Origin of the sequence: Fischerella sp. PCC 9605, assembly GCF_000517105.1 — a bacterium.
Lineage (GTDB): Bacteria > Cyanobacteriota > Cyanobacteriia > Cyanobacteriales > Nostocaceae > PCC9605.
The window spans coordinates 330,709-350,415 of sequence record NZ_KI912151.1 but is presented as its reverse complement, the minus strand read 5'-3'; the positions used below and the strand labels follow the sequence as shown (position 1 = coordinate 350,415).

At 42.2% G+C, this 19,707-nt stretch carries 18 protein-coding genes and 1 pseudogene; 11 read left to right on the top strand and 8 right to left on the bottom strand.

What is annotated here, in order from left to right:
- Positions 1-76 precede the first annotated feature (76 nt).
- The gene (locus tag FIS9605_RS0126530; protein WP_026735286.1) at positions 77-640 is read left to right on the top strand and encodes a transposase; all 564 of its coding nucleotides are present in this window, start codon (positions 77-79) and stop codon (positions 638-640) included.
- Between the two features lie 173 nt (positions 641-813).
- Positions 814-4,419, top strand: coding sequence for a DUF6923 family protein (locus FIS9605_RS40020; RefSeq protein ID WP_026735285.1), 3,606 nt, complete (start codon positions 814-816; stop codon positions 4,417-4,419).
- Positions 4,420-4,758: 339 nt separating this feature from the next.
- Here FIS9605_RS40020 and FIS9605_RS0126520 read toward each other — a convergent pair whose 3' ends face one another.
- Positions 4,759-5,019: a MoaD/ThiS family protein gene (locus FIS9605_RS0126520; RefSeq protein WP_026735284.1), complete on the bottom strand. Its 261-nt coding sequence runs from the start codon at positions 5,017-5,019 to the stop codon at positions 4,759-4,761.
- A gap of 407 nt (positions 5,020-5,426) precedes the next feature.
- Between FIS9605_RS0126520 and FIS9605_RS43125 the strand changes: the two genes are divergently transcribed.
- The 3 genes from FIS9605_RS43125 (at position 5,427) to FIS9605_RS38295 (ending at position 7,257) form a co-directional block, all read left to right on the top strand.
- Positions 5,427-5,639, top strand: coding sequence for a 4-Cys prefix domain-containing protein (locus FIS9605_RS43125; RefSeq protein ID WP_155960546.1), 213 nt, complete (start codon positions 5,427-5,429; stop codon positions 5,637-5,639).
- A 262-nt stretch (positions 5,640-5,901) separates the two neighbouring features.
- On the top strand, positions 5,902-6,285 hold the full coding sequence (locus FIS9605_RS0126510) for an ABC transporter substrate-binding protein (RefSeq protein ID WP_197036150.1): 384 nt from the start codon (positions 5,902-5,904) through the stop codon (positions 6,283-6,285).
- A 462-nt stretch (positions 6,286-6,747) separates the two neighbouring features.
- Positions 6,748-7,257: a hypothetical protein gene (locus tag FIS9605_RS38295; protein WP_035140376.1), complete on the top strand. Its 510-nt coding sequence runs from the start codon at positions 6,748-6,750 to the stop codon at positions 7,255-7,257.
- Positions 7,258-7,487: 230 nt separating this feature from the next.
- On the opposite strand, the gene FIS9605_RS0126500 is transcribed toward FIS9605_RS38295, so the two are convergent.
- A complete protein-coding gene (locus FIS9605_RS0126500; RefSeq protein WP_026735281.1) occupies positions 7,488-8,105 on the bottom strand; it encodes a TetR/AcrR family transcriptional regulator in 618 nt (205 codons plus the stop codon).
- A gap of 382 nt (positions 8,106-8,487) precedes the next feature.
- On the opposite strand from FIS9605_RS0126500, the gene FIS9605_RS0126495 reads away from it, so the two are divergent.
- The 4 genes from FIS9605_RS0126495 (at position 8,488) to FIS9605_RS0126480 (ending at position 12,627) form a co-directional block, all read left to right on the top strand.
- Positions 8,488-9,795: an ABC exporter membrane fusion protein gene (locus tag FIS9605_RS0126495; protein ID WP_026735280.1), complete on the top strand. Its 1,308-nt coding sequence runs from the start codon at positions 8,488-8,490 to the stop codon at positions 9,793-9,795.
- Positions 9,792-10,973, top strand: coding sequence for an ABC transporter permease DevC (gene devC / locus FIS9605_RS0126490; RefSeq protein WP_026735279.1), 1,182 nt, complete (start codon positions 9,792-9,794; stop codon positions 10,971-10,973). The genes FIS9605_RS0126495 and devC overlap by 4 nt, the downstream gene beginning before the upstream one ends.
- 90 nt (positions 10,974-11,063) lie before the next feature.
- Positions 11,064-11,747: a DevA family ABC transporter ATP-binding protein gene (locus tag FIS9605_RS0126485; protein ID WP_026735278.1), complete on the top strand. Its 684-nt coding sequence runs from the start codon at positions 11,064-11,066 to the stop codon at positions 11,745-11,747.
- A 289-nt stretch (positions 11,748-12,036) separates the two neighbouring features.
- Complete coding sequence (locus tag FIS9605_RS0126480) at positions 12,037-12,627, top strand: Crp/Fnr family transcriptional regulator (RefSeq protein ID WP_035140257.1); 591 nt, start codon at positions 12,037-12,039, stop codon at positions 12,625-12,627.
- Positions 12,628-12,718: 91 nt separating this feature from the next.
- On the opposite strand, the gene FIS9605_RS0126475 is transcribed toward FIS9605_RS0126480, so the two are convergent.
- The 6 genes from FIS9605_RS0126475 to FIS9605_RS0126450 all read right to left on the bottom strand — a co-directional run bounded on the left by FIS9605_RS0126475 (position 12,719) and on the right by FIS9605_RS0126450 (position 17,246).
- Positions 12,719-13,057, bottom strand: coding sequence for an NIL domain-containing protein (locus FIS9605_RS0126475; RefSeq protein WP_051470151.1), 339 nt, complete (start codon positions 13,055-13,057; stop codon positions 12,719-12,721).
- 137 nt (positions 13,058-13,194) lie between these two features.
- Positions 13,195-13,803, bottom strand: a complete 609-nt coding sequence (locus tag FIS9605_RS0126470; RefSeq protein ID WP_026735275.1) for an NIL domain-containing protein — start codon at positions 13,801-13,803, stop codon at positions 13,195-13,197.
- Between the two features lie 102 nt (positions 13,804-13,905).
- A complete protein-coding gene (locus FIS9605_RS0126465; protein WP_026735274.1) occupies positions 13,906-14,172 on the bottom strand; it encodes an NIL domain-containing protein in 267 nt (88 codons plus the stop codon).
- 13 nt (positions 14,173-14,185) lie between these two features.
- Positions 14,186-15,082, bottom strand: coding sequence for a sulfate ABC transporter permease subunit CysW (cysW, locus tag FIS9605_RS0126460; RefSeq protein ID WP_026735273.1), 897 nt, complete (start codon positions 15,080-15,082; stop codon positions 14,186-14,188).
- The gene (gene cysT / locus FIS9605_RS0126455) at positions 15,069-15,953 is read right to left on the bottom strand and encodes a sulfate ABC transporter permease subunit CysT (protein WP_026735272.1); all 885 of its coding nucleotides are present in this window, start codon (positions 15,951-15,953) and stop codon (positions 15,069-15,071) included. The genes cysW and cysT overlap by 14 nt, the downstream gene beginning before the upstream one ends.
- Positions 15,954-16,088: 135 nt before the next feature.
- Positions 16,089-17,246 (bottom strand): sulfate ABC transporter substrate-binding protein, encoded by a 1,158-nt coding sequence (locus tag FIS9605_RS0126450; RefSeq protein WP_026735271.1) that lies wholly within the window; start codon positions 17,244-17,246, stop codon positions 16,089-16,091.
- A gap of 398 nt (positions 17,247-17,644) precedes the next feature.
- Here FIS9605_RS0126450 and FIS9605_RS38290 point away from each other — a divergent pair.
- Positions 17,645-19,225, top strand: a pseudogene (locus FIS9605_RS38290) (GMC family oxidoreductase).
- A 227-nt stretch (positions 19,226-19,452) separates the two neighbouring features.
- Complete coding sequence (locus FIS9605_RS43120) at positions 19,453-19,620, top strand: hypothetical protein (RefSeq protein ID WP_155960545.1); 168 nt, start codon at positions 19,453-19,455, stop codon at positions 19,618-19,620.
- Positions 19,621-19,707: the final 87 nt, after the last annotated feature.

Genomic DNA, 19,707 nt, shown 5'->3' with positions numbered 1-19,707 from the left:
CCCAATCAAATGTAGAGACGCGCCATGGCGCGTCTCTACACGAGGAATTACCAACGACAAACATGTAATTATCACCATGACCATACCGAAATTTAAGGGTAAATACCGAGTCGAATCGACCCGTTTGCTAAATCGCAACTATGCCGCTAACGGTTGGTATTTCATCACTATTTGTACACGCGATCGCTTTTACTTGTTTGGCGATGTCATTTCAGGTGAGGTGCAGTTATCAGCAATTGGAGAAATCGCCCAACAATTTTGGGCAGACATTCCCAATCATTTCGCGCATACCCACATAGATGCCTACGCCATCATGCCGAATCATATTCATGGAATTGTTGTTATCGACCGCCCCCCAGATGTAGAGACGCGCCATGGCGCGTCTCTACAAAACACAGATGAATCTAACAAATTTGCACCATTAAAACGGGGATCATTACAAGCAATTATTAATGCCTATAAATCTTCCGTCACCCGTTGGTGTCGCAAAAACGGTCATGACTATTTTGGTTGGCAAAGCAGATTTTATGACCATATCATTCGCGCCGATGATTCTTTAGACAGAATTCGGGAATACATCATCAATAACCCTGCCAAATGGGAAGAAGACAAGGATAATCCTGCAAATTTATGGATGTGATACCTAAATCCCCATGTAGAGACGCGCCATGGCGCGTCTCTACAAGAGATAGGTTAATGTGCTCGCTACCGTGATTTTACGTATACAAAAACTATTTACGAATACATCATTATTTTTGATTTCTGAGCAAAATTATTAACCTACTTTTTAGTTAATTTATCCGGGACAAAAGTATGAAACCGTTATTGAAGTATTTCAACTTTACAAGAACTGCAAAACCAGCAAGTAAAATAAAGTCAGGTTACTCTTTTCAACGTAAAAAGCTAGGATTACTTGGTTTGCTTACAGCCGCTCAGGCGATGTATGCGAGTATTGCGATCGCAGCACCTGTGCAGTTAACTCTCGACCAAACTTTTGTAGGAAAATATGGCTATAAAGTAACAGGTGCGACTCGGCGTACCCAACCCAACACAGGTAATGCTTGTAGTGTTTTAGTACCTACCACCACTAATACTGCGTCGCTTTCTTTACCTGCTGGTGGAACGGTCGTCAAAGCTTTTCTTTACTGGACTGGTTCAACCAATTCGCAAGCAAATGCAGACTGGAATGTCACATTTGAAGGACAATCTATTTCAGCGCCAGTTAATCGTCGCTACTACTTAAATTATACGGGTGACACCACCGAAGGATATTTCAATGGTCGTGTTGATGTGACTTCAATAGTTCAAAACAAAGGCAGTGGTACTTATAGTTTTTCTGATTTGACAGTTAATACTGGTGCTCCTCACTGTAGCTTTAAGACTGTATTAGCAGGTTGGGAACTAATTGTTATTTATCAAGATAATTCACTACCCAATACAGCAGTAAATCTTTATGATGGCTTTGTCGATGGTCAAAATACTTCCTTTAATTTCACGCTTGATAAATTAGCTGTTACAAATAATCCTATTGCATCAATGACGACAACAATTTGGGAGGGAGACCCTGATTTAAGCAATAACGAAGCACTCCGATACGATGGGGGTTTAGGTGTTAGTACTCTGGCTAGTGGTCCGTTTGATAGCAATAGCACAGCTTTAGGTAGCAATAATACCTATGGTTTTGATGCAGATACCTACAATGTGTCAAGTTTAACTCAGGCTGGAGTTAGTCAACTTACGGGTACTGTGCAAACAGGGCAAGATTATGTTTTCTTAAACAACGTAATTATTGCAGCAACTACTCAAGTTGCCGATCTCAAGCTTGAAAAGACGGTTGATAATGCCACCCCTAATGTTGGACAGAATATAACCTTTACAGTCAATGTGACTAATGAAGGTCCAGATACAACAAACAATGTTACTGTTAAAGACTTACTACCTACTGGTGTAAGCCATGTTTCTAATACAGGAGGAGGAAATTATAACCCAACAACAGGTGTTTGGAATACCGGCACACTAACCAATGGTCAAAGTAAATCTTTACAAATCACAGTTAAAGTAAACAACACAGGTAATATTACTAACACAGCTGAAGTTACGGGTAGTTCGCTGAGAGATCCAGATTCTCAGGTAAATAACAATATATCTACAGAAGATGACCAAGCAAGTGTATTAATTAGCGCTGTTGCTCCTGGTACTATTACAGGCAAAGTCATCAAAGATGACAACAGTAATGGAGCCGTTGATACTGGTGAAACCGGCTTCTCTCCTGAGGTAACAGTGACACTCAAAGATAGCAATGACAATACTGTAGGTAGCCCTGTGACTACGGCTGCTGATGGTACTTATACCTTCACCAACGTACCAGTTGGGACGGGCTACAAAGTCGTGGTCACTCCGCCTGCTGGAACCACCGAAACCCTTGATCCAGATGCAACCAAGGATAACCAGACCGCTGGAGTGAATGTTACAGCAGGAATAACGACCACTGTTGCTCCTTTTGCCTATGCTGCTGTCTCTAGTAACCGCCCCCTTGGTTTGCCGTTAACTTGCGATTCTACTTTCTACATCACCATAGGTAATACCGGCGGACCGCAGCAACTATATGATATAAACCGTTCAGGTGCAACTTTTAACTTTATCCCCAGAGGATCGACCACCGATACTACAGGCGGTTATCCAACTAAATTTGACTATAATGCCCTAGCATACAACCCTATAGATAATTACTTATACGCTTATATCAATCAATCAAGTGCCACTACAGGCCCTTACAGCGCTGGTAACGTGATTAAAATTGGTAGCGATGGCGTTGCACATTCTTTGGGTAAACCTACTGGCGGTACTTTATCTACAGGTTATTTTGCTGCCGCAATGTTATCGGATGGCACTTATGTAATTGGGGGAGGTAACAAATTTGCTACTCTTGATGTCTCCACAACTCCCCCAACGATTTTAAATGCAGGAACTATTTCCGGAGTGACATTTAACGACTTTGCTGTCGATCCTCGAGATCCTGCTAGCCTTAGTGGTAAGAAAGTTTATGGAGTTAATGAAAACGGCACTCAAGATAAACTTATTATCTTGGACGTAACTAATTTTCCTCCTACTATTACCAGCCAAGCCACTAATCCTACAGGATTCGATCACAATTCTGGTTCTCAGTTTGTGGATGCATTCGGTACCCTCTACTATCGCAGCAATAGCGATAATAAGTTGTACCGGATTGATACTGACCCCAATAGCTCTAATTATGGTAAAGCAACGGAAGTTGCAACTGCTCCCACTGGTGGTAATCATGATGGTACCAGTTGCTTGTTTGCTGCTGGTATGGAAAAAAATGTCCAAGATACCAAGGGTAATTCCATTACTCAAGCTGCGGCTGGCCAAACAGTTAAATATGTTTACAAAATTGCCACTGGTAATGTTCTTGATATCACTGGGGTAACTTTTCAGGATGACTTACGCTCTGTTGCTGGAGGTAATCCCATCAACGGCAATTTCACAGGTAATGTCACCGTGTCCAATGGTTCTGGCAATGTTACCTTTGCTAATAATAATCAAACCTTGCGGATTACTAACCTGACTCTACCTAAGCAAGACCCAAATAAAGCAGGCGGAGAAACACTGACTATTACTGCGGAAGTAATCGTTCCGAATAACTTAACAGCAGGAACGTACAAAAACCAGTCCTTCTTGAGTAATTTACCCAGCCAATATCCCAGTTCTATTCCCTCTGACTATCCCTCTTCGGCTGCGTTTGAAGACCCCACTTCATTGCAGGTAACTGAGCCTGTTGCTAGTAACCCCAAACTACTGTTAGTCAAACGCATCACTGCCATTAACGGTACACCTATCAACAAATATGTGGATGACACCACATCCGCTAAGAAAGACGATGACAATAATCCTAACTGGCCTGCACCTTTAAACACTGATAGCAATCTCGGTAGTACCAATATCAGTACCTTGCTGCGGGGTGTAATTGATGGCGGCATTGTTAAACCAGGAGATGAATTGGAATACACTATTTACTTCCTCTCTAGTGGCGATACACCTATCACCAACGTCCACTTCTGTGACTTAGTACCTGACAATGTCACATTTATTTCCTCTTCCTTCACTGGTCAAACTCCCACAGATGGAGGTTTACCCAGTGCTGATGCGGGTATTCAAATGACAATCGGTAATAGTACTAACTATTTGACCAATGTGGCAGATAGCGATCGCGGTGAATATTTCCCACCTGCTACAACCCCATCTACTTCTTGTTCAGCCAGCAATACCAATGGTGCAGTGGTAGTGAAAATTGTTAATAGTCAGGCACAAGTACCAAATAACACGTTGCCAAATGCTACAGCTGCTGGTACACCCACTAATTCCTATGGTTTCATTCGCTTCCGTGGACGGGTGAAATAACCACATTTATAAACAGGATTTAAGGCTCTGAATAGATGCAATGCAACACATATTATAGATGTTGCATTATTTTTTTATACATAAAAAAAGAAATTAGGAGGGAGCATAAACCAGGTATCTAACCTTAGTCATGCATCATCCTCCTTTGTTTCAGGCTAACGCTCTTACTGTATATCTCTCCTTATTTGTATACGTATACATATACAAAAGAAACAGTAGTATTACGGATATTTTGGTAAGTGTACAGGCAGTTAGTGGTTAGTTGGTAGTTGGTAGTTGGTAGTTGGTGGTTGTTTGTCTCCCCACCTCCGGTTCTCCCCATCTCCCCATCTCCCTGGATTACCCACCACTAACAGGGGGAATTAACACTACCTCGTCGCCGTCTTGCAATATCGTATCTGGTTCGACAAATATCAAGTTAACCCCAAACCGCGTCACATCCCGCCATTGAGTCAGTTCGGGATGTTCGGCGATGAGGCGATCGCGAACTGCGGCAACTGGTGTATGTTCAGGAAATTCCAGCACCAGTTCCGGCACTCCATAAACCTCTTGATAGGCAGCAAACAATTTAACGGTAACTGTAATTGCAGATTTGGACATAAAACAAAGAGTGAAAAATAGCTTCGGGTGTGAAACCTAGAAAATAGTGATAAGTCAAAATTATTACCGAGACCAAATCTGGTTTCATTAATCTCTTTTTTTATTCAGTCCGCTGAAGCGGAGTTTGCCAGGCCTGACTTTCGCCAAAGCAAAAATGAGTTGTAAATGCAGTTTAAAACCACTAAAAATTTATTATACATTAAAATATATAGGTATCAAAAAATATTATTTGATTACTAAATAATATATATTAATATCATCGAATAAAAATATTAATGTTATCGATTTAATTTATATGAAATGCATTTAGTACATAATTTCCATGCCAAGACGATTGGAAGCTAAATTACACGCTAATTCCAGATATTTTACCGAAAAATATTCATACAAATTATCCCGTAGTTTTTATGAGTTATTGTCTCAATCCTCATTGTCCTAATCCGAGCGATCCGATGAATATCTATGGTAAAGTTTGCCGGAACTGCGGGACAAATCTTTTACTAAAAAATCGCTACCGGGTAATTCAACTATTGGGCAGAGGCGGCTTTGCTAAAACTTTTGAAATAGATGATGCAGGTAAAACAAAAGTTCTCAAAGTGTTGGACTTATCTCGTTTTTAATCCGAATAGCAATTATAGTAAATCTCTGCAAATAGAAATGAAGAATAGATTTGCAGAAGTAGGAGGAAAAGTTGTAGCGGAAATTCCTTTTTCTGAAAATTTGGACTCTACAATCAATCAGGTTAAAGAAAAAAGTGCAGATGTGATTATTTGATTTCCCACTACAGATGGTTTGACTTCAGATTGGGCTGTGCAGGTAATTGAATATGCTAAACATTTTAAATATTTAATAGTAGGTGGAGATAGCCTAGGCACTGACAAAATGATCAGAAGAATTGCTGACAATGAAGTAGGAGCAGTTATGGCAATTCTTTGGTATTCTCAAGGTGTTGGCAATCAAGAATTTTCAGTACAAGCTCAACAATTGTGGGGAAATTCTGTAAATTGGCACACAGCATTAGCTTATGATGCCACACGTGCTGTGCTGACCGCTTTAGAAAAACTGCCCTCTCCTAATCGTGTTAACCTGCGGCAAGTAATGGCTAATCCTAATTTTAAAGCCACTGGAGCGACAGGAACAATTACTTTTGAAAAAGATGGCGATCGCCAAGAATCAACTATCCATTTAGTCAAAGTTGTACGCAATCCCACTACAGGAAAACCGGAATTGATACCTTTAGTTAAGAGTCAACCTAAAATCGATTGACTAAAGTTGAGTTAAATTAACAATCTCTTCAAACCGGAAGTTATCGATATCGTTTCAGAGATAGTACGCTTCTATACCAACACGCTGTTCAATTTCGATGCTCCTCAACGAATGTGCTGCTAACTCAATTTCTATATTTTAGACCTGCACAGACTCAGATTGTTGGTAAAGACATTACTTCAATCAGAACTAAGAGTACTTCGATTTTCCCTACATTTATTAACAATATTAAAGGTGAGAATAAATTTGCAGGTCGTACCCTTAATCTGAATTTTAGAGGGCATATTCAATCCATTATGCTGTTTGCCCCTGATGTAACCCGCACCCCCGCGACGTTACTGAATGTTGCCAATTCCTGCTTTCCAACGAATACAGAAATGGAGGACTGGATCTAGCTGCGACTAATCTGGGTGCTGTGTTTTTGAAAAGTGAGCAATGAGTGGGCTTTCAAAGGAGGAAAAAATGGTATCAAGTCAAAATAGACATGCTGTTGCTGTATTTTCTAGCCGCCAAGATGCCGAAGGGATGCTGAATGAACTGATAAATGCCGGGTTCTCCACAGATCAGATTTCTATTGTTGTTAACGAATCGGATATTAATCATTTGGATGAATTTGGTAGGAATGATTTTTTTAGCTACCAAGATCCACCAAAAGGATATGCAGCGATTACAGGTAGTATGCTAGGTGCTATATGCGGTTGCTTATTAGGGTTGGGACTAATAGCAGTGCCTGGAGTTGGATCTGCTGTATTAGCAATTGGAAGTTCTCAAACCGTACTAACCGCATCTCTAGCTGGCTTTGGTATTGGTGTAGCCAGTGGCGGCTTGCTTGAGGCTTTGGTGAACGCAGGGATTTCAGCAGAACAAGCTAGGGTTTATAGTGAGTGCGTCTTCAGAGGTGACTATCTAGTCATAGTAAATGGTACAGATGAGGAAGTGCATGATGCCGAATCTATCCTGAACCAGTTATAACTCAGGCAAAATTTAGGTTTGTACCAAGGCGTTGATAATACCAAGTTCAGTTGAAGTTGTCATAACTTGAGGTGAAGACACGCTTTTGATAACCTGAGTGTCAATCTAATACAGGTTGGTGGTGCTTTGGTAAATATCGCATTGCAGTGGTGCGATCGCCGACATCATCCCATGCGATCGCGCCATTACAAGAGAAAACAAATTAACGCTGTAGATCGTGCCATCTCTAATTATTGAGCAGATTTCACAATCATGTTCATCAATGCATCAATGATGCGATCGCTCTCCATCGGTACAATCTCTTCACCATGCAGTACATTCTGAGTAATATGGAAATGCACTAACGACCCAACTAGAATTCTTGCTATTGCCTCTGGATCAGCTATTTTCAGTTCTGGATGAGATGCTATATATTGAGTGAGAGTCTCCAACACAGGTTTATGCATGGCACGAACACAAACCTGAGCCAACTCTGGAAAACGACCAGACTCTCCAATTAGCACGCGCATAAATGCACTATGTTCTTTGTCGGTATCCATCAGTTCCAAAGCTTTAGTTCCTAACTGGCGGATTACTTGAGATGGTTCTCCTTCCAAAGGTTCACTACCAAATATAGACTGAAATTTCTTACGCGCGAGCCGTTCAACCAAGGCTTTAAACAATCCTTCTTTATCTGCAAAATGGCTGTAGACAGTAGCTTTAGAAACACCCGCCGCCGCCGCTACCCTATCCATGCTTGTACCGGCAAAGCCATGCGCCAAGAACTCCTGCATCGCTCCTTGAAGAATTTGTTCAACTTTCTCGGCTGAACTATCACGGTCTATATCACTTACTTTTGCACGTACCATTTTTACTGTTTCCTGCTATCTACCAATTGTTGACACACTTCACACTCTTTCTTTAATATCCAGGACTATCAAGAAAAATCTATAAAACTTATATTCCTGATTTCTTTTATCTTTATGCTTCACCCAGCAAATTTTTCTTCACTAAGAGTATAAGGGTATGGGGGTGTAGGGGAAAGTTTTTCCATTATTCTGCCATGCCCAAGGGAGAAACACGGGCACGATGAGGATATCGTGCCGTGTTTGGCAAAGAAAACTACAAGGAGCATGACTAAACTATACAGTTTAGTTTTGTTTATATTATAGTACTTGCAAAACTAAACTAGTCGGTTTAGTTTAGTAGTAGCATAAAACTAAACAGTTTAGTTTTTCAAAAAGGGATGCTATGCTGCAACACTTGAAATCGGAAGGTGCTTTTTCCCCACAATCAATTTTCCGTCCATCGATCGCGATCGCCATGCTTGCAGCTTTCGCTGTAGGTGGAATCAGTGTTTATACTGTGCAGCAATCGCGGAGTGCGGAATTGAATAAGGCACAGCAACAAGTAGTTCAAGTGCCACAAGTAAAAACAGTCACAGCCTTGGGCAGATTAGAGCCAAAGGGAGAAGTAATTAAATTATCTGCACCAGCATCGGCAGAAGGAAGCCGAGTCGAACAGTTACTGGTGAAAGAAGGAGATACGGTGAAAGCAGGGCAAGTAGTGGCGATTTTAGACAGTCGCGATCGCTTGGCTGCTGCTTTAGAAGAAGCCAAAGAAGCCGTGCAAGTAGCCAAGGCGAATCTTCAGCAAGTGAAAGCAGGGGCTAAACAAGGCGAAATCGCCGCCCAAACAGCGCAGGTTGACCGCCTCCAAGCACAACGAGGTACAGAAATAGTAGCCCAAAAAGCAACCATCGCTCGTCTAGAAGCAGAAAAAGATACGGAAATCGAGGCACAAAAAGCAACTATTGCTAAGTTGCAAGCAGAGCTAGATAATGCTCAAGCAGAATACCAACGCTATCAAAGCCTGTATCAAGAAGGTGCGATTTCTGCATCCTCACAAGACAGTAAGCGTTTGACTTTGCAAACGGCACAACAACAATTAGCAGAGGCAAAAGCTAACCTCAAACGCATTCAAGCATCCCGCCAAGAGCAACTAGCAGAGGCGAAAGCTAACCTAGAACGTATCCAAACAACCGGAGAAAAACAAATAGAAGAAGGCAAAGCCACCTTAAATCGCATCGCCGAAGTACGTCCGGTGGATGTAGCAGCAGCCCAAGCTGAAGTGAATAAAGCTACAGCTGCGGTGAAAAGAGCAGACGCGAATTTGCAACAGGCTTATGTGCGATCGCCCCAAGCTGGTCAGGTTTTCAAAATATATACCCGTCCGGGTGAATTGGTGTCTAATGACGGCATCGCCGAGATTGGGCAAACCGGTCAGATGTATGCAGTTGTAGAAGTTTACCAAAGTGACGTCAACAAAGTGCGTCCCGGTCAAAAAGTGCGGTTGGATAGTGATTCTATCGCTAGTGAATTGTACGGAACTGTAGAAAGAATCGGCTGGCAGGTACAACGGCAGAATATCATCAACAGCGATCCCTCCAGCAATATCGACGCCAGAGTTGTAGAAGTCCACGTGCAACTAGATGAGGCATCCAGCCAGAAGGCAGCTAAATTCAGCAATTTGCAAGTAAAGGCGGTGATTGAACAGTGATTGGATTTATTCAGCAACTACAGCGGCGTACACCCTTGGGATGGCTGCAACTCAACCGCCAAAAAAGTCGTTTTTTAGTAGCACTGTCAGGCATTGCCTTTGCCGACATGTTGATGTTTATGCAAACAGGGTTTCAGACAGCTTTATATAACAGTAATACCAGACTGCATCGCAGCTTAGAGGCAGACATAGTTTTAGTGAGTCCTCAAGCACGTAACCTCGCCAATTTGTCTACCTTTACTCGGCGGCGACTGTTCCAAGCAATGGATGTACCGGGGGTAAAATCAGCAGAACCGATGTACTTCAACACCGTCTCTTGGAAGAATCCCCAAACGCGAAAAGAGACAATGGTTTTGGTAATCGGCTTTAACCCCGATCGGCCAGCATTTGACTTACCGGAAGTTAACAGCCAATTGAACGAGATTAAATTACCGGATACCGTGTTATTCGACCGTGGTTCTAGGGGAGACTACAAAGAAGCGATCGCGCAAATTGACCAATGTAAAACCGTTACTACCGAAATCGAACGCCGCACAATCACCGTTAGCGGCCTATTTAAAGTCGGGGCTTCCTTTATTGCCGATGGTAGCTTGATTACCAGCGACCAGAACTTTTTGCGATTATTTCCCAGACGAGAGGCAAGCAGCATTAATCTAGGATTGATTCAAATCAAACCAGGCTATGACCCCGAGCAGGTAGCAACAGCCTTAAAAGCTTATCTCAGCAATGAAAAAGATGTCAAAGTCCTGACCAAAGAAGAATTTATTAAATTTGAAGAATATTACTGGCAAACCAACACCGCGATCGGTTTTATCTTCAGTCTGGGTGTATCAATGGGATTCATAGTAGGGGTGATTATTGTTTATCAAGTTCTCTCCACTGATGTAAATGCCCATATGAAAGAATACGCCACTTTCAGAGCAATGGGCTATCGCAGCCGCTATTTGCTGGGTGTGGTATTTGAAGAAGCAATTATTATGGCAGTGTTAGGTTTTATACCGGGATTTACTATATCTATGGGACTCTACGCTCTAACGCGGAGTGCCACTAATTTGCCACTATATATGACCCTAGCACGAGCATTTCAGGTACAGATACTGACCGTAATTATGTGTATGATTTCGGGGGCGATCGCAACTCGCAAAGTCTTAGCCGCTGACCCCGCAGATATGTTTTAAATTTGTTGTTTGTTGTTTGTTGTTTGTTATTTGGAACAACCAACCACCAACTACCAACTACCAACTACCAACTACCCACCACTAACCATTATGGTCATTTCTATCCAAAATCTCAATCATTACTTCGGTAAAGGGCAACTCCGTAAACAAGCCCTATTTGATATCAACTTAGAGATAAACGCTGGTGAGATTGTGATTATGACAGGCCCGTCTGGCTCTGGCAAGACTACATTACTTACCTTAGTAGGTGGATTGCGTTCTGCCCAAGAAGGGAGTTTGCGAGTGTTGGGAAGAGAACTCTGCGGTGCAAATGACAAAGCGCTGACTCTGGCGCGACGCAGTAATGGTTATATTTTCCAAGCACATAACCTACACGGTAGCTTGACGGCTGTACAAAACGTCAAAATGGGGTTAGAACTACACAATAATCTTTCTCCCAAAGAAATGCACGCCCGTGCCGCTGAGATACTAGAAATGGTGGGATTGGAGAATCGCCTCAATTATTACCCAGATGACTTATCGGGTGGACAAAAACAACGGGTGGCGATCGCTCGGGCACTGGTGAGTCATCCTAAAATAGTCCTTGCGGATGAACCTACCGCCGCTTTGGATAGTAAATCTGGTCGAGACGTAGTCAACCTGATGCAAAAACTTGCCAAAGAGCAAGGCTGTACGATTCTTTTAGTGACTCACGACAACCGGATTTTAGATATAGCCGATCGCATTGTTTACATGGAAGATGGCAAGTTAGCAAATGCCCCTGTTGCAGCCTGATTTGTGGGGGTAAGGCTGAAATCCTTTCTGAATTACATCGTGCCTACCAGATATCAACCCTACTCACGCCAGCCTTACCTGACTTTATCCAGCACCAAATTCAAAAAGATAGTTCTCAGGAATCTGTTTTAGAGAGCGATCGCTGTAAACTGGCGATCGCAACTGAGTGTGAACAGTTTGCAGATCCTCAATAGGAATCGATCAAGAGCCTTTAATTATATTTTTAATTTCTCTGAAATTGATATATCTTAAAACTACGGTTATTTTATCGATAAAGTGGAGTTAACCCGTGGTATCCGCATCTTTGTCTGTAATCAATTATTCTGATAAAACTATTACTCGACATTTTAAGCATCGCTCCTTTATTCCACTTCCGCAAGATGTTCTTTGGAAAATTGAAAAAGGAGTGGTGCGGAACGTGACATGGCATGAAGACGGTACACTTGTTACTTTGGGAGTATGGGGGCCAGGAGATATCGTTGGCAGAGCTTTATCGAAAATCGAACCTTATGAAATTGAATGCTTAACTAAAGTAGAGGCTACAATTTTCCCTATAGAAAAATCGTATCCACTGACAGAAGTATTGTTAGCGCACGTTCAACAGTCAGAAGAATTGATGGTAATTCGCAGCTACAAAACAGTGGAAATTATGTTAATTAAACTATTGAGTTGGTTAGCCAAAAGATTTGGTCGTGAAGTAGAAACTGGGCATTTAATTGATTTACGTCTCACTCATCAAGATATTGCAGAAATGCTGAATTCAACTCGCGTTACAATAACTCGCGTGCTCACGAGTTTAGAAGAGCGGGGATTGATTCACCGTCTGCCTTTACATCGATTTGTGCTGAAAGAAGAACAGATATGGCACTATGAAATATAAGGTTGTTAGTGGTTAGTGGTTAGTAGATAGTGGTTAAATTCTGTTATTTGTTGATGCTTGGTGGTTGTTTCAAACAACCAACCACCAATTACTAACAATACCAACTATCTCCATCAACATTTGGCTTACCTAGAATTTTTAAATTTAGGGATTCTAAGTAAGTCAAACCACAGGATATTTGTGATACCGTTCCTCTTATTTCTACATCAAAGCATCCCTCGTCACCTGTGTGTTTTTCCAATATTGCGCCAGTAATATTCACTATTAAACCACACTTTGAAATTAATTGAGAAATTACTGGTTGGTGTTGGTAACGCTGCGGCATATATAGACGTAGACGAATTTGAGTGATATTGCTTTTTTCTGAATTTTTTGTAACTAGAGATTGTTTGAATATTTTTGTGTTTTTACGATTACTTATGATTTTCATTTATGCAATAAAATTGTGATGATATCTTGATATAAACAAACGAGAACTAACCACTAACCACTGTACGGGCGGGTTTAGCTATCAAACTTTTTAGCTCAAAAGACGAGATATCTATTCAAACCCGTCCCTACTACCTACTAACTTATAAAAAAATTTTGCAGATAACTAAAGCTAGAAAAAAGCTGCTCTTGCCTACCCCATATTTCTAAGTCAAACCAACCATCATCTTGCACATCAGGTTTTAACAGCGCACCAGCAATGTTAACTGTTACCCCATAGCTAGAAACTAACTCAGAAATTACAGGTTTCTGATAGTGATTTTTCGAGATGCATAGTTGCAAGCGCAGCCTATTGGTTTGACTGCTGGAAATTTGTGGATAAATTTGTGTTTCCCATCCGGTTGTAAAAACTATTGGTTCATTTTGAGTAATATTCTCACTTGAAATTGGGAAAGATTGTGAGGATTGACTGGAGTTTAAACTGCCTGCTAATGTCACTTGCATTAAATCCACACCTATTCGTTGTAAGTAGGAGAGGCTATTTACAACTTGTTCTGGATTTCCTTTAAGTTCTAAGTCAAACCAACCGCAGCGATCAGTACCTTCTGTGAGAGATGCCGCTTTGATATTAACAGTTAAGCTATAACGAGATATTAATCGAGAAATCACAGGTTGTCTGTGATAATGTGGAGGTACTCGAATACGGGTGTGGACTGGGGAAATTTTTGCAGATTTAAAGTTAGTCATAGAAGAGACCAAAAAATTACATATTGATATTTGTTGATTGTTGTGTGTTGTTTGTTATTTGGAACCACCAACAATCAACAATCAACTACCAACAATTACCAATTACCAGTCACCAATGTTTGTATCTTCCCAAATTTCCAGTTCCAAGTCTTTAAGATAAGTTAGACCACTATCAATTTGTGTGTTTTTTCCTTGTAAATCAAGATCAAACCAACCATCACCAACGGCATTAGCTCCGAGTATGGCAGCAGAAATGTTAATAGTCAGACCATAATCAGAAACTAAGCGAGAAATAACAGGTTCTTGGTGATAATTTTTGGGAATTCTGATGCGAATTCGTTTATGGGTGAGCGTGTTATGAAAAGCCATAATCTCAATTCTCCTATTCTGCTTTCGATTTGATGCCTGTTTTCCGTTCTAAGATCCCCTTCAACACCAAAGTCACGACTGCTAGCAGCGCTAATATAACAGCAGCTGAATAGGCTGCTTCTGTTTCATACTGTTTGTAAGTATCTTCTACAAATAGAGGTAAGCTCTGGGTTTTACCAGCAATGTTTCCAGAAACTACTGAAACTGCACCGAATTCACCCATTGCTCTGGCATTCGTTAAAATCAAACCGTAGAGCAAGCCCCAACGGATATTTGGCAAAGTCACACGCCAAAATGTCTGCCAGTTGTTTGCACCCAGAGTTTTCGCTGCTTCTTCCTGATCGCTTCCTAACTCCTCTAACACCGGAATGACTTCACGGGCGACAAAGGGCATACTGACAAACGCTGTAGCTAGCACCATCCCAGGAAAAGCAAAGATAATTTTAATGCCATGATCTTGTAACCAGCCCCCAAACCATCCATTGCGTCCGTAAAGTAGCACTATCATTAAACCAGCAACGACGGGTGAAATTGAAAACGGCAGATCAATAATACTCAATAGTAAGGTGCGACCGGGAAATTTATGGCGGGCGATCGCCCAAGCTGCACACAAACCAAACACTGTATTTGCAGGCACAGCAATCACAGCCAGCAATACTGTCAGCTTTGCCGCACTAATAAAATTTGGTTGTGTCAGGTTGGAAAGAAACGGCCCAGCCCCATTTTTGAAAGCTTGGTAGAAAACATTGAAAGCAGGGATGTATAGCATCAATGCTAAATACCCTAGCGCTACCCCGATTAAAATTACAGGAACGAAACTCTTTGACTTGGTTCGCTTTTGATTGTTTGGATTGGCTTCAGTTGTATGAAAGTGGGGTTGTGAAAAGGAGGCTTGTTCATTTCGTGTCATATCTTCTTGCCCAATTTTGTAAGAAGTTAATTCCCAGCAATATCAGCAAGGAAATCACTAGTAACACCATGCCAATTACCGTTGCACCCGAATAGTCATACTGCTCCAAGCGTTGGAAAATCAATACAGGTGCAATCAAATCTTTAAAGGGAGTATTGGAAGCTATAATCACCGTCGATCCATACTCCCCAACCGCACGGGAGAAACCCAAGGCTACACCCGTCAAAATTGTTGGAAATAGTGGCGGTAAAATCACTTTCCAGAATGTTTGCCATTCAGATGCACCCAAACACCAAGCAACTTCTTCGATTTCCTTTTCCATTTCCTGAAGCACGGGTTGCACTGTCCGCACTACAAAAGGCAGCGAGATAAAAATCATCGCCACTGCTACACCTAAAGGAGTAAAAGATATCTTGATGCCAAATGGAGCGAAAAGCGAACCAATCCAGCCATTATCACTGTAAACTGTAGCTAGTGTTAAACCTGCTACTGCCGTTGGCAGTGCAAATGGTAAATCTACAGTGGCGTCAATGAATCGTTTGCCTGGAAAGTCATAGCGAACCAAAACCCAGGCAATCAAAGTACCAAACACCCCATTGAGCAGGGCAGTAAGAAGTGACGTGGTAAAAGTTACATTGTAGGCTGACAAGGCGATCGGGCTAGTAGCAATTCGCCAAAACTCAGCTGGAGATTTAGTTGTCGCTTTCAGGAACATGGCAACAATTGGGATAATCAACATCACTGTCAGGTATCCCAAGGTAATTCGCCATGTCCAAGGAAGTTCAGTTAATTGCCGCAAAAATGACTTCCAGGCTGGAGTATTTCTAGGAGTAATTTGTTGAGGCGGTGATGGAGGAGAGGATACAGTCATAGGTATGAAGAGTGGGGGAGAGGGAGATGGGGAAGGGGGAAGGGGAAAAACACCCCTTTAACCTTTACCCTTTACCCTTTTATCTACTTCTGCAAGAAGTCTATTAACCACTAACCACTAACTACTAACTCTTGCCTAACGTCTGATTTTTGTTTGAATTTGGTCAAAAACTGCTCCATCTTCAAAGAATTTCTTTTCAACATCAGCCCAGCCACCGTAGTCTTGAACGGTTCCCAGATTATTCACTTTGGGATATTTATCAGCAAGGGTCTTAAGTTCTTTGTTTTGTGCTACTGCTTCATCCAGAGGTCTAAATCCCAGTTTGGCAAATTCCTGTTGTGCTTCAGGAGTATACAGGTATTTAACAAAAGCTTCTGCCACTTCGCGAGTACCGTGCCGATCTACGTTCTTATCGACTACGGCAATTGGGTTATCAATGGAGATATTCACATCAGGGATCGCATAATCAACTTTCTCGCCCTTTTGTTGTGCCAGAATCACTTCATTTTCATAGTTGATTAGAGCATCCCCTTGACCCTGCTTAGCAAAGGCATCAGTCGCTTCACGAGCATCTTTTGTTAGGATTGGCACATTTCCATATACTTTAGTGACAAATTCTTGGGCTTTATCTTCTCCTCCCCCCGTTTTAATTACTGAATTCCACAGTGCCAAGAAATTCCAACGAGCAATACCCGAAGTTTTGGGATCGGCGGTAATCACTTTGATATTGTCTTTCGCCAAATCTGACCAAGCCTTGATGCCTTTGGGGTTGCCTGGACGAGTTATTATGGCAGCAACACTTCTAGAGACAACAGCATTGTTAGGGACTTCTTTTTCCCATCCAGGCTCAATTAATCCTGCTTTCTCAATTTTTTGGGTGTCTGAAGCAAGTGCTAAGTGAACTACATCTGCTTCCAAACCATCAATAACTGCACGAGTTTGCGAACCCGATCCCCCGTAGCTTTGCTTGAAAGTGACGTTTTGGTTATGCTCTTGCTTCCACTTTTCTGCAAATTTGGGAATGATTGCATCATGAGCAGCTTTAGTAACGGCAAAAGAAACGAGGGTGATTTCAACATCTTGCTTGTTATTACTTGCTGCAACAGGACTAGCTGTGGAGTTATCAGCAGAGTTCCCTCCATTGCCACCAGCGCAGGAAGCTAGCGCCACACTCAAGCTCACACCTACCAACATCAGTGACAGAAAGCCTTTGAGCGAATTCACCCTTACCCTACTGGTGACTTGCCAAAGATTTTGTCTTGATTTTGTGAAAACACGCTGCCACGAATTCATTCCATTCACCCCAATAAAATACGGTTTATCAATCGAGTTATAGTATTTATTTGGATATAGTCAGAGATATTACATGGGTGCAGCTAAAAAAGCAAGAGAAAAACTACACTTCATCGATAGGAAAAGTGAAGTTATCTGGAAAATTAAGGATAGCTAGCAGCAATATTCGAGGAGATTGAGGGATTAGGGACTAGTAGTTCGCGCCTGGTAACTTGGCGGGGAAAAGGGAAAAGGGGCGCATGTTTTTAATCCCTACAATGACAGTTAAAGGACAGTTAAAAGCGCAGTTTATGCCCGTGTGGAGTATATAGCGATCGCTCGTTAAACCAATAAATTCCCGTTCATTCCTGACTCAGGTTAATCAACTACAGATACTAGAAGTACACAAGGAGAATCTCATGACTCAATACGATTATGTTGTCATTGGTGCAGGTTCGGCAGGCTGTGTGTTAGCAAACCGTCTTACTGAAGATGGTAAAACAACAGTGTTGTTGCTCGAAGCTGGTGGCCCAGATACTAAACTAGAGATTCACATGCCCTTGAGTTTCCCGAACCTAAAGGACAGCGAAGTGGACTGGGCATACTTTACGGAACCAGAACCGCACCTCAATAACCGCAAAATCTGTTGTCCGCGCGGCAAAGTCTTGGGCGGTTGCAGTTCGATCAACGCAATGGTCTATATCTGAGGCAACCATCACGATTACGATCGCTGGCAGGAGTTAGGCAATCCGGGTTGGAGTTATCAAGATGTCCTGCCATACTTCAAAAAATCTCAGAACCAGCAGCGTGGCACATCAGAATTTCACGGTGTTGGCGGACTGTTGAGTGTCACCGATCCACTGGCTCCCAGCGTGGTATCACAATGCTTTGTAGAAGCAGCCGTAGCAATAGGCTATGAGCGCAACCCTGACTTCAATGGCGCACAGCAGGAGGGCGCGGGACTTTACCAAGTGACCGTGAAAGACGGCAAGCGGCAAAGTACGGCAGTTGCGTTCCTGCATCCGATTCTGAACCGTCCTAATTTAACGACTCAAACAGGAGCATTGGTGACTCGTTTACTGTTTGAAAGAACACGTGCAGTTGGGATAGAGTACATGCACAACGGCACAATCCACCAAGTCAGAGTGAATCAGGAAGTCATTCTCAGTGCAGGAGCAATCGATTCACCCAAACTGCTGATGCTCTCCGGGATTGGTCCGGCGGAACATCTGCGTGCATTTGGAATTCCTGTAGTTGTTAATTTGCCTGGTGTCGGTCAAAATCTCCAAGATCACGCGATCGCTCACGTGGGTTATCAAGCCACTATTGATGTGCAACCTGCACTTACTAGCAACCTCGCAGAAGCAGGATTATTTTTGCATACCGCAAATAATTTAGACGTCGTACCAGATATGCAGTTTCACTTTGGTCCGACGTTGTGGGTGCAGCCAGAATACGATCGCTCTGGCCCTGGATTTACTTTTGTAGCAACTCAAACCAAACCCCAAAGTCGCGGCAGTGTCAGCCTGCGTTCTGCTTCGCCCAACGATCCGCCGACGATCCGGATGAATTATCTCCAGAGTCAGTCTGACATGCAAGTGCTGGTGGAAGGGGTGAAAATTTCTCGCCAGCTAGCTTATTCAAGGGTGTTTGATGAATTCCTGGGTGAGGAAGTTGCCCCCGGTGCTGATGTAACTGGTGACGAAGCAATCCAAGCTTACATTCGGCAAACCTGCGATACGTGTTATCACCCTGTGGGCACTTGTAAGATGGGTACTGACGAAATGGCGATTGTAGATTCCCAACTGAGGGTATATGGTGTTGATGGGTTGCGAGTCGTAGATGCATCAATTATGCCAACCATCACTACGGTAAATACGAATGCACCCACAATCATGATTGGCGAAAAGGCAGCTGATTTGATTAAAGCCGCAGGGAAGGTTTCACAGCAAGAATCTTTAACAATTGGCGATCGCGTGACCGAACAAGGCACTCATTAAAAAGTAAAAAGGCACTCATAAAGAAAAAGAACAATGGTCACAAGCCCCTAAATTTATTTATGGAACGATCGGGAAAACATTCCCAATCGAGACGCATAGCGCGAGAAATAATACGTCCGTGATTATTTCCCCTAAATTTATTTATGGGGATTATCTTTTTACTTTTTACTTTTTACTTTTTACTTTTTACTTCTTAGATAGCCAGGATTTACCTGGAGGTTGATGGATTGTGCATCGTACTGATTACCACGATATTTTGGCAGCGATCGCTAAGCAATATTAATTGTGCAATCTTGCAATCAAAGTATTTCTCAGGACAGCGATCGCTACGCCATACACGCACTGATGCAAACAAAAACTATTGCGATCGCTATACGTGGGTGCGGTACGGGTAAAAAATTGCAGATTTTTTGCCCGCACATGTCAATACAGCAAAAAACATCATTTATACAGTTTATACACTACTGTTAAAATATTGGTTG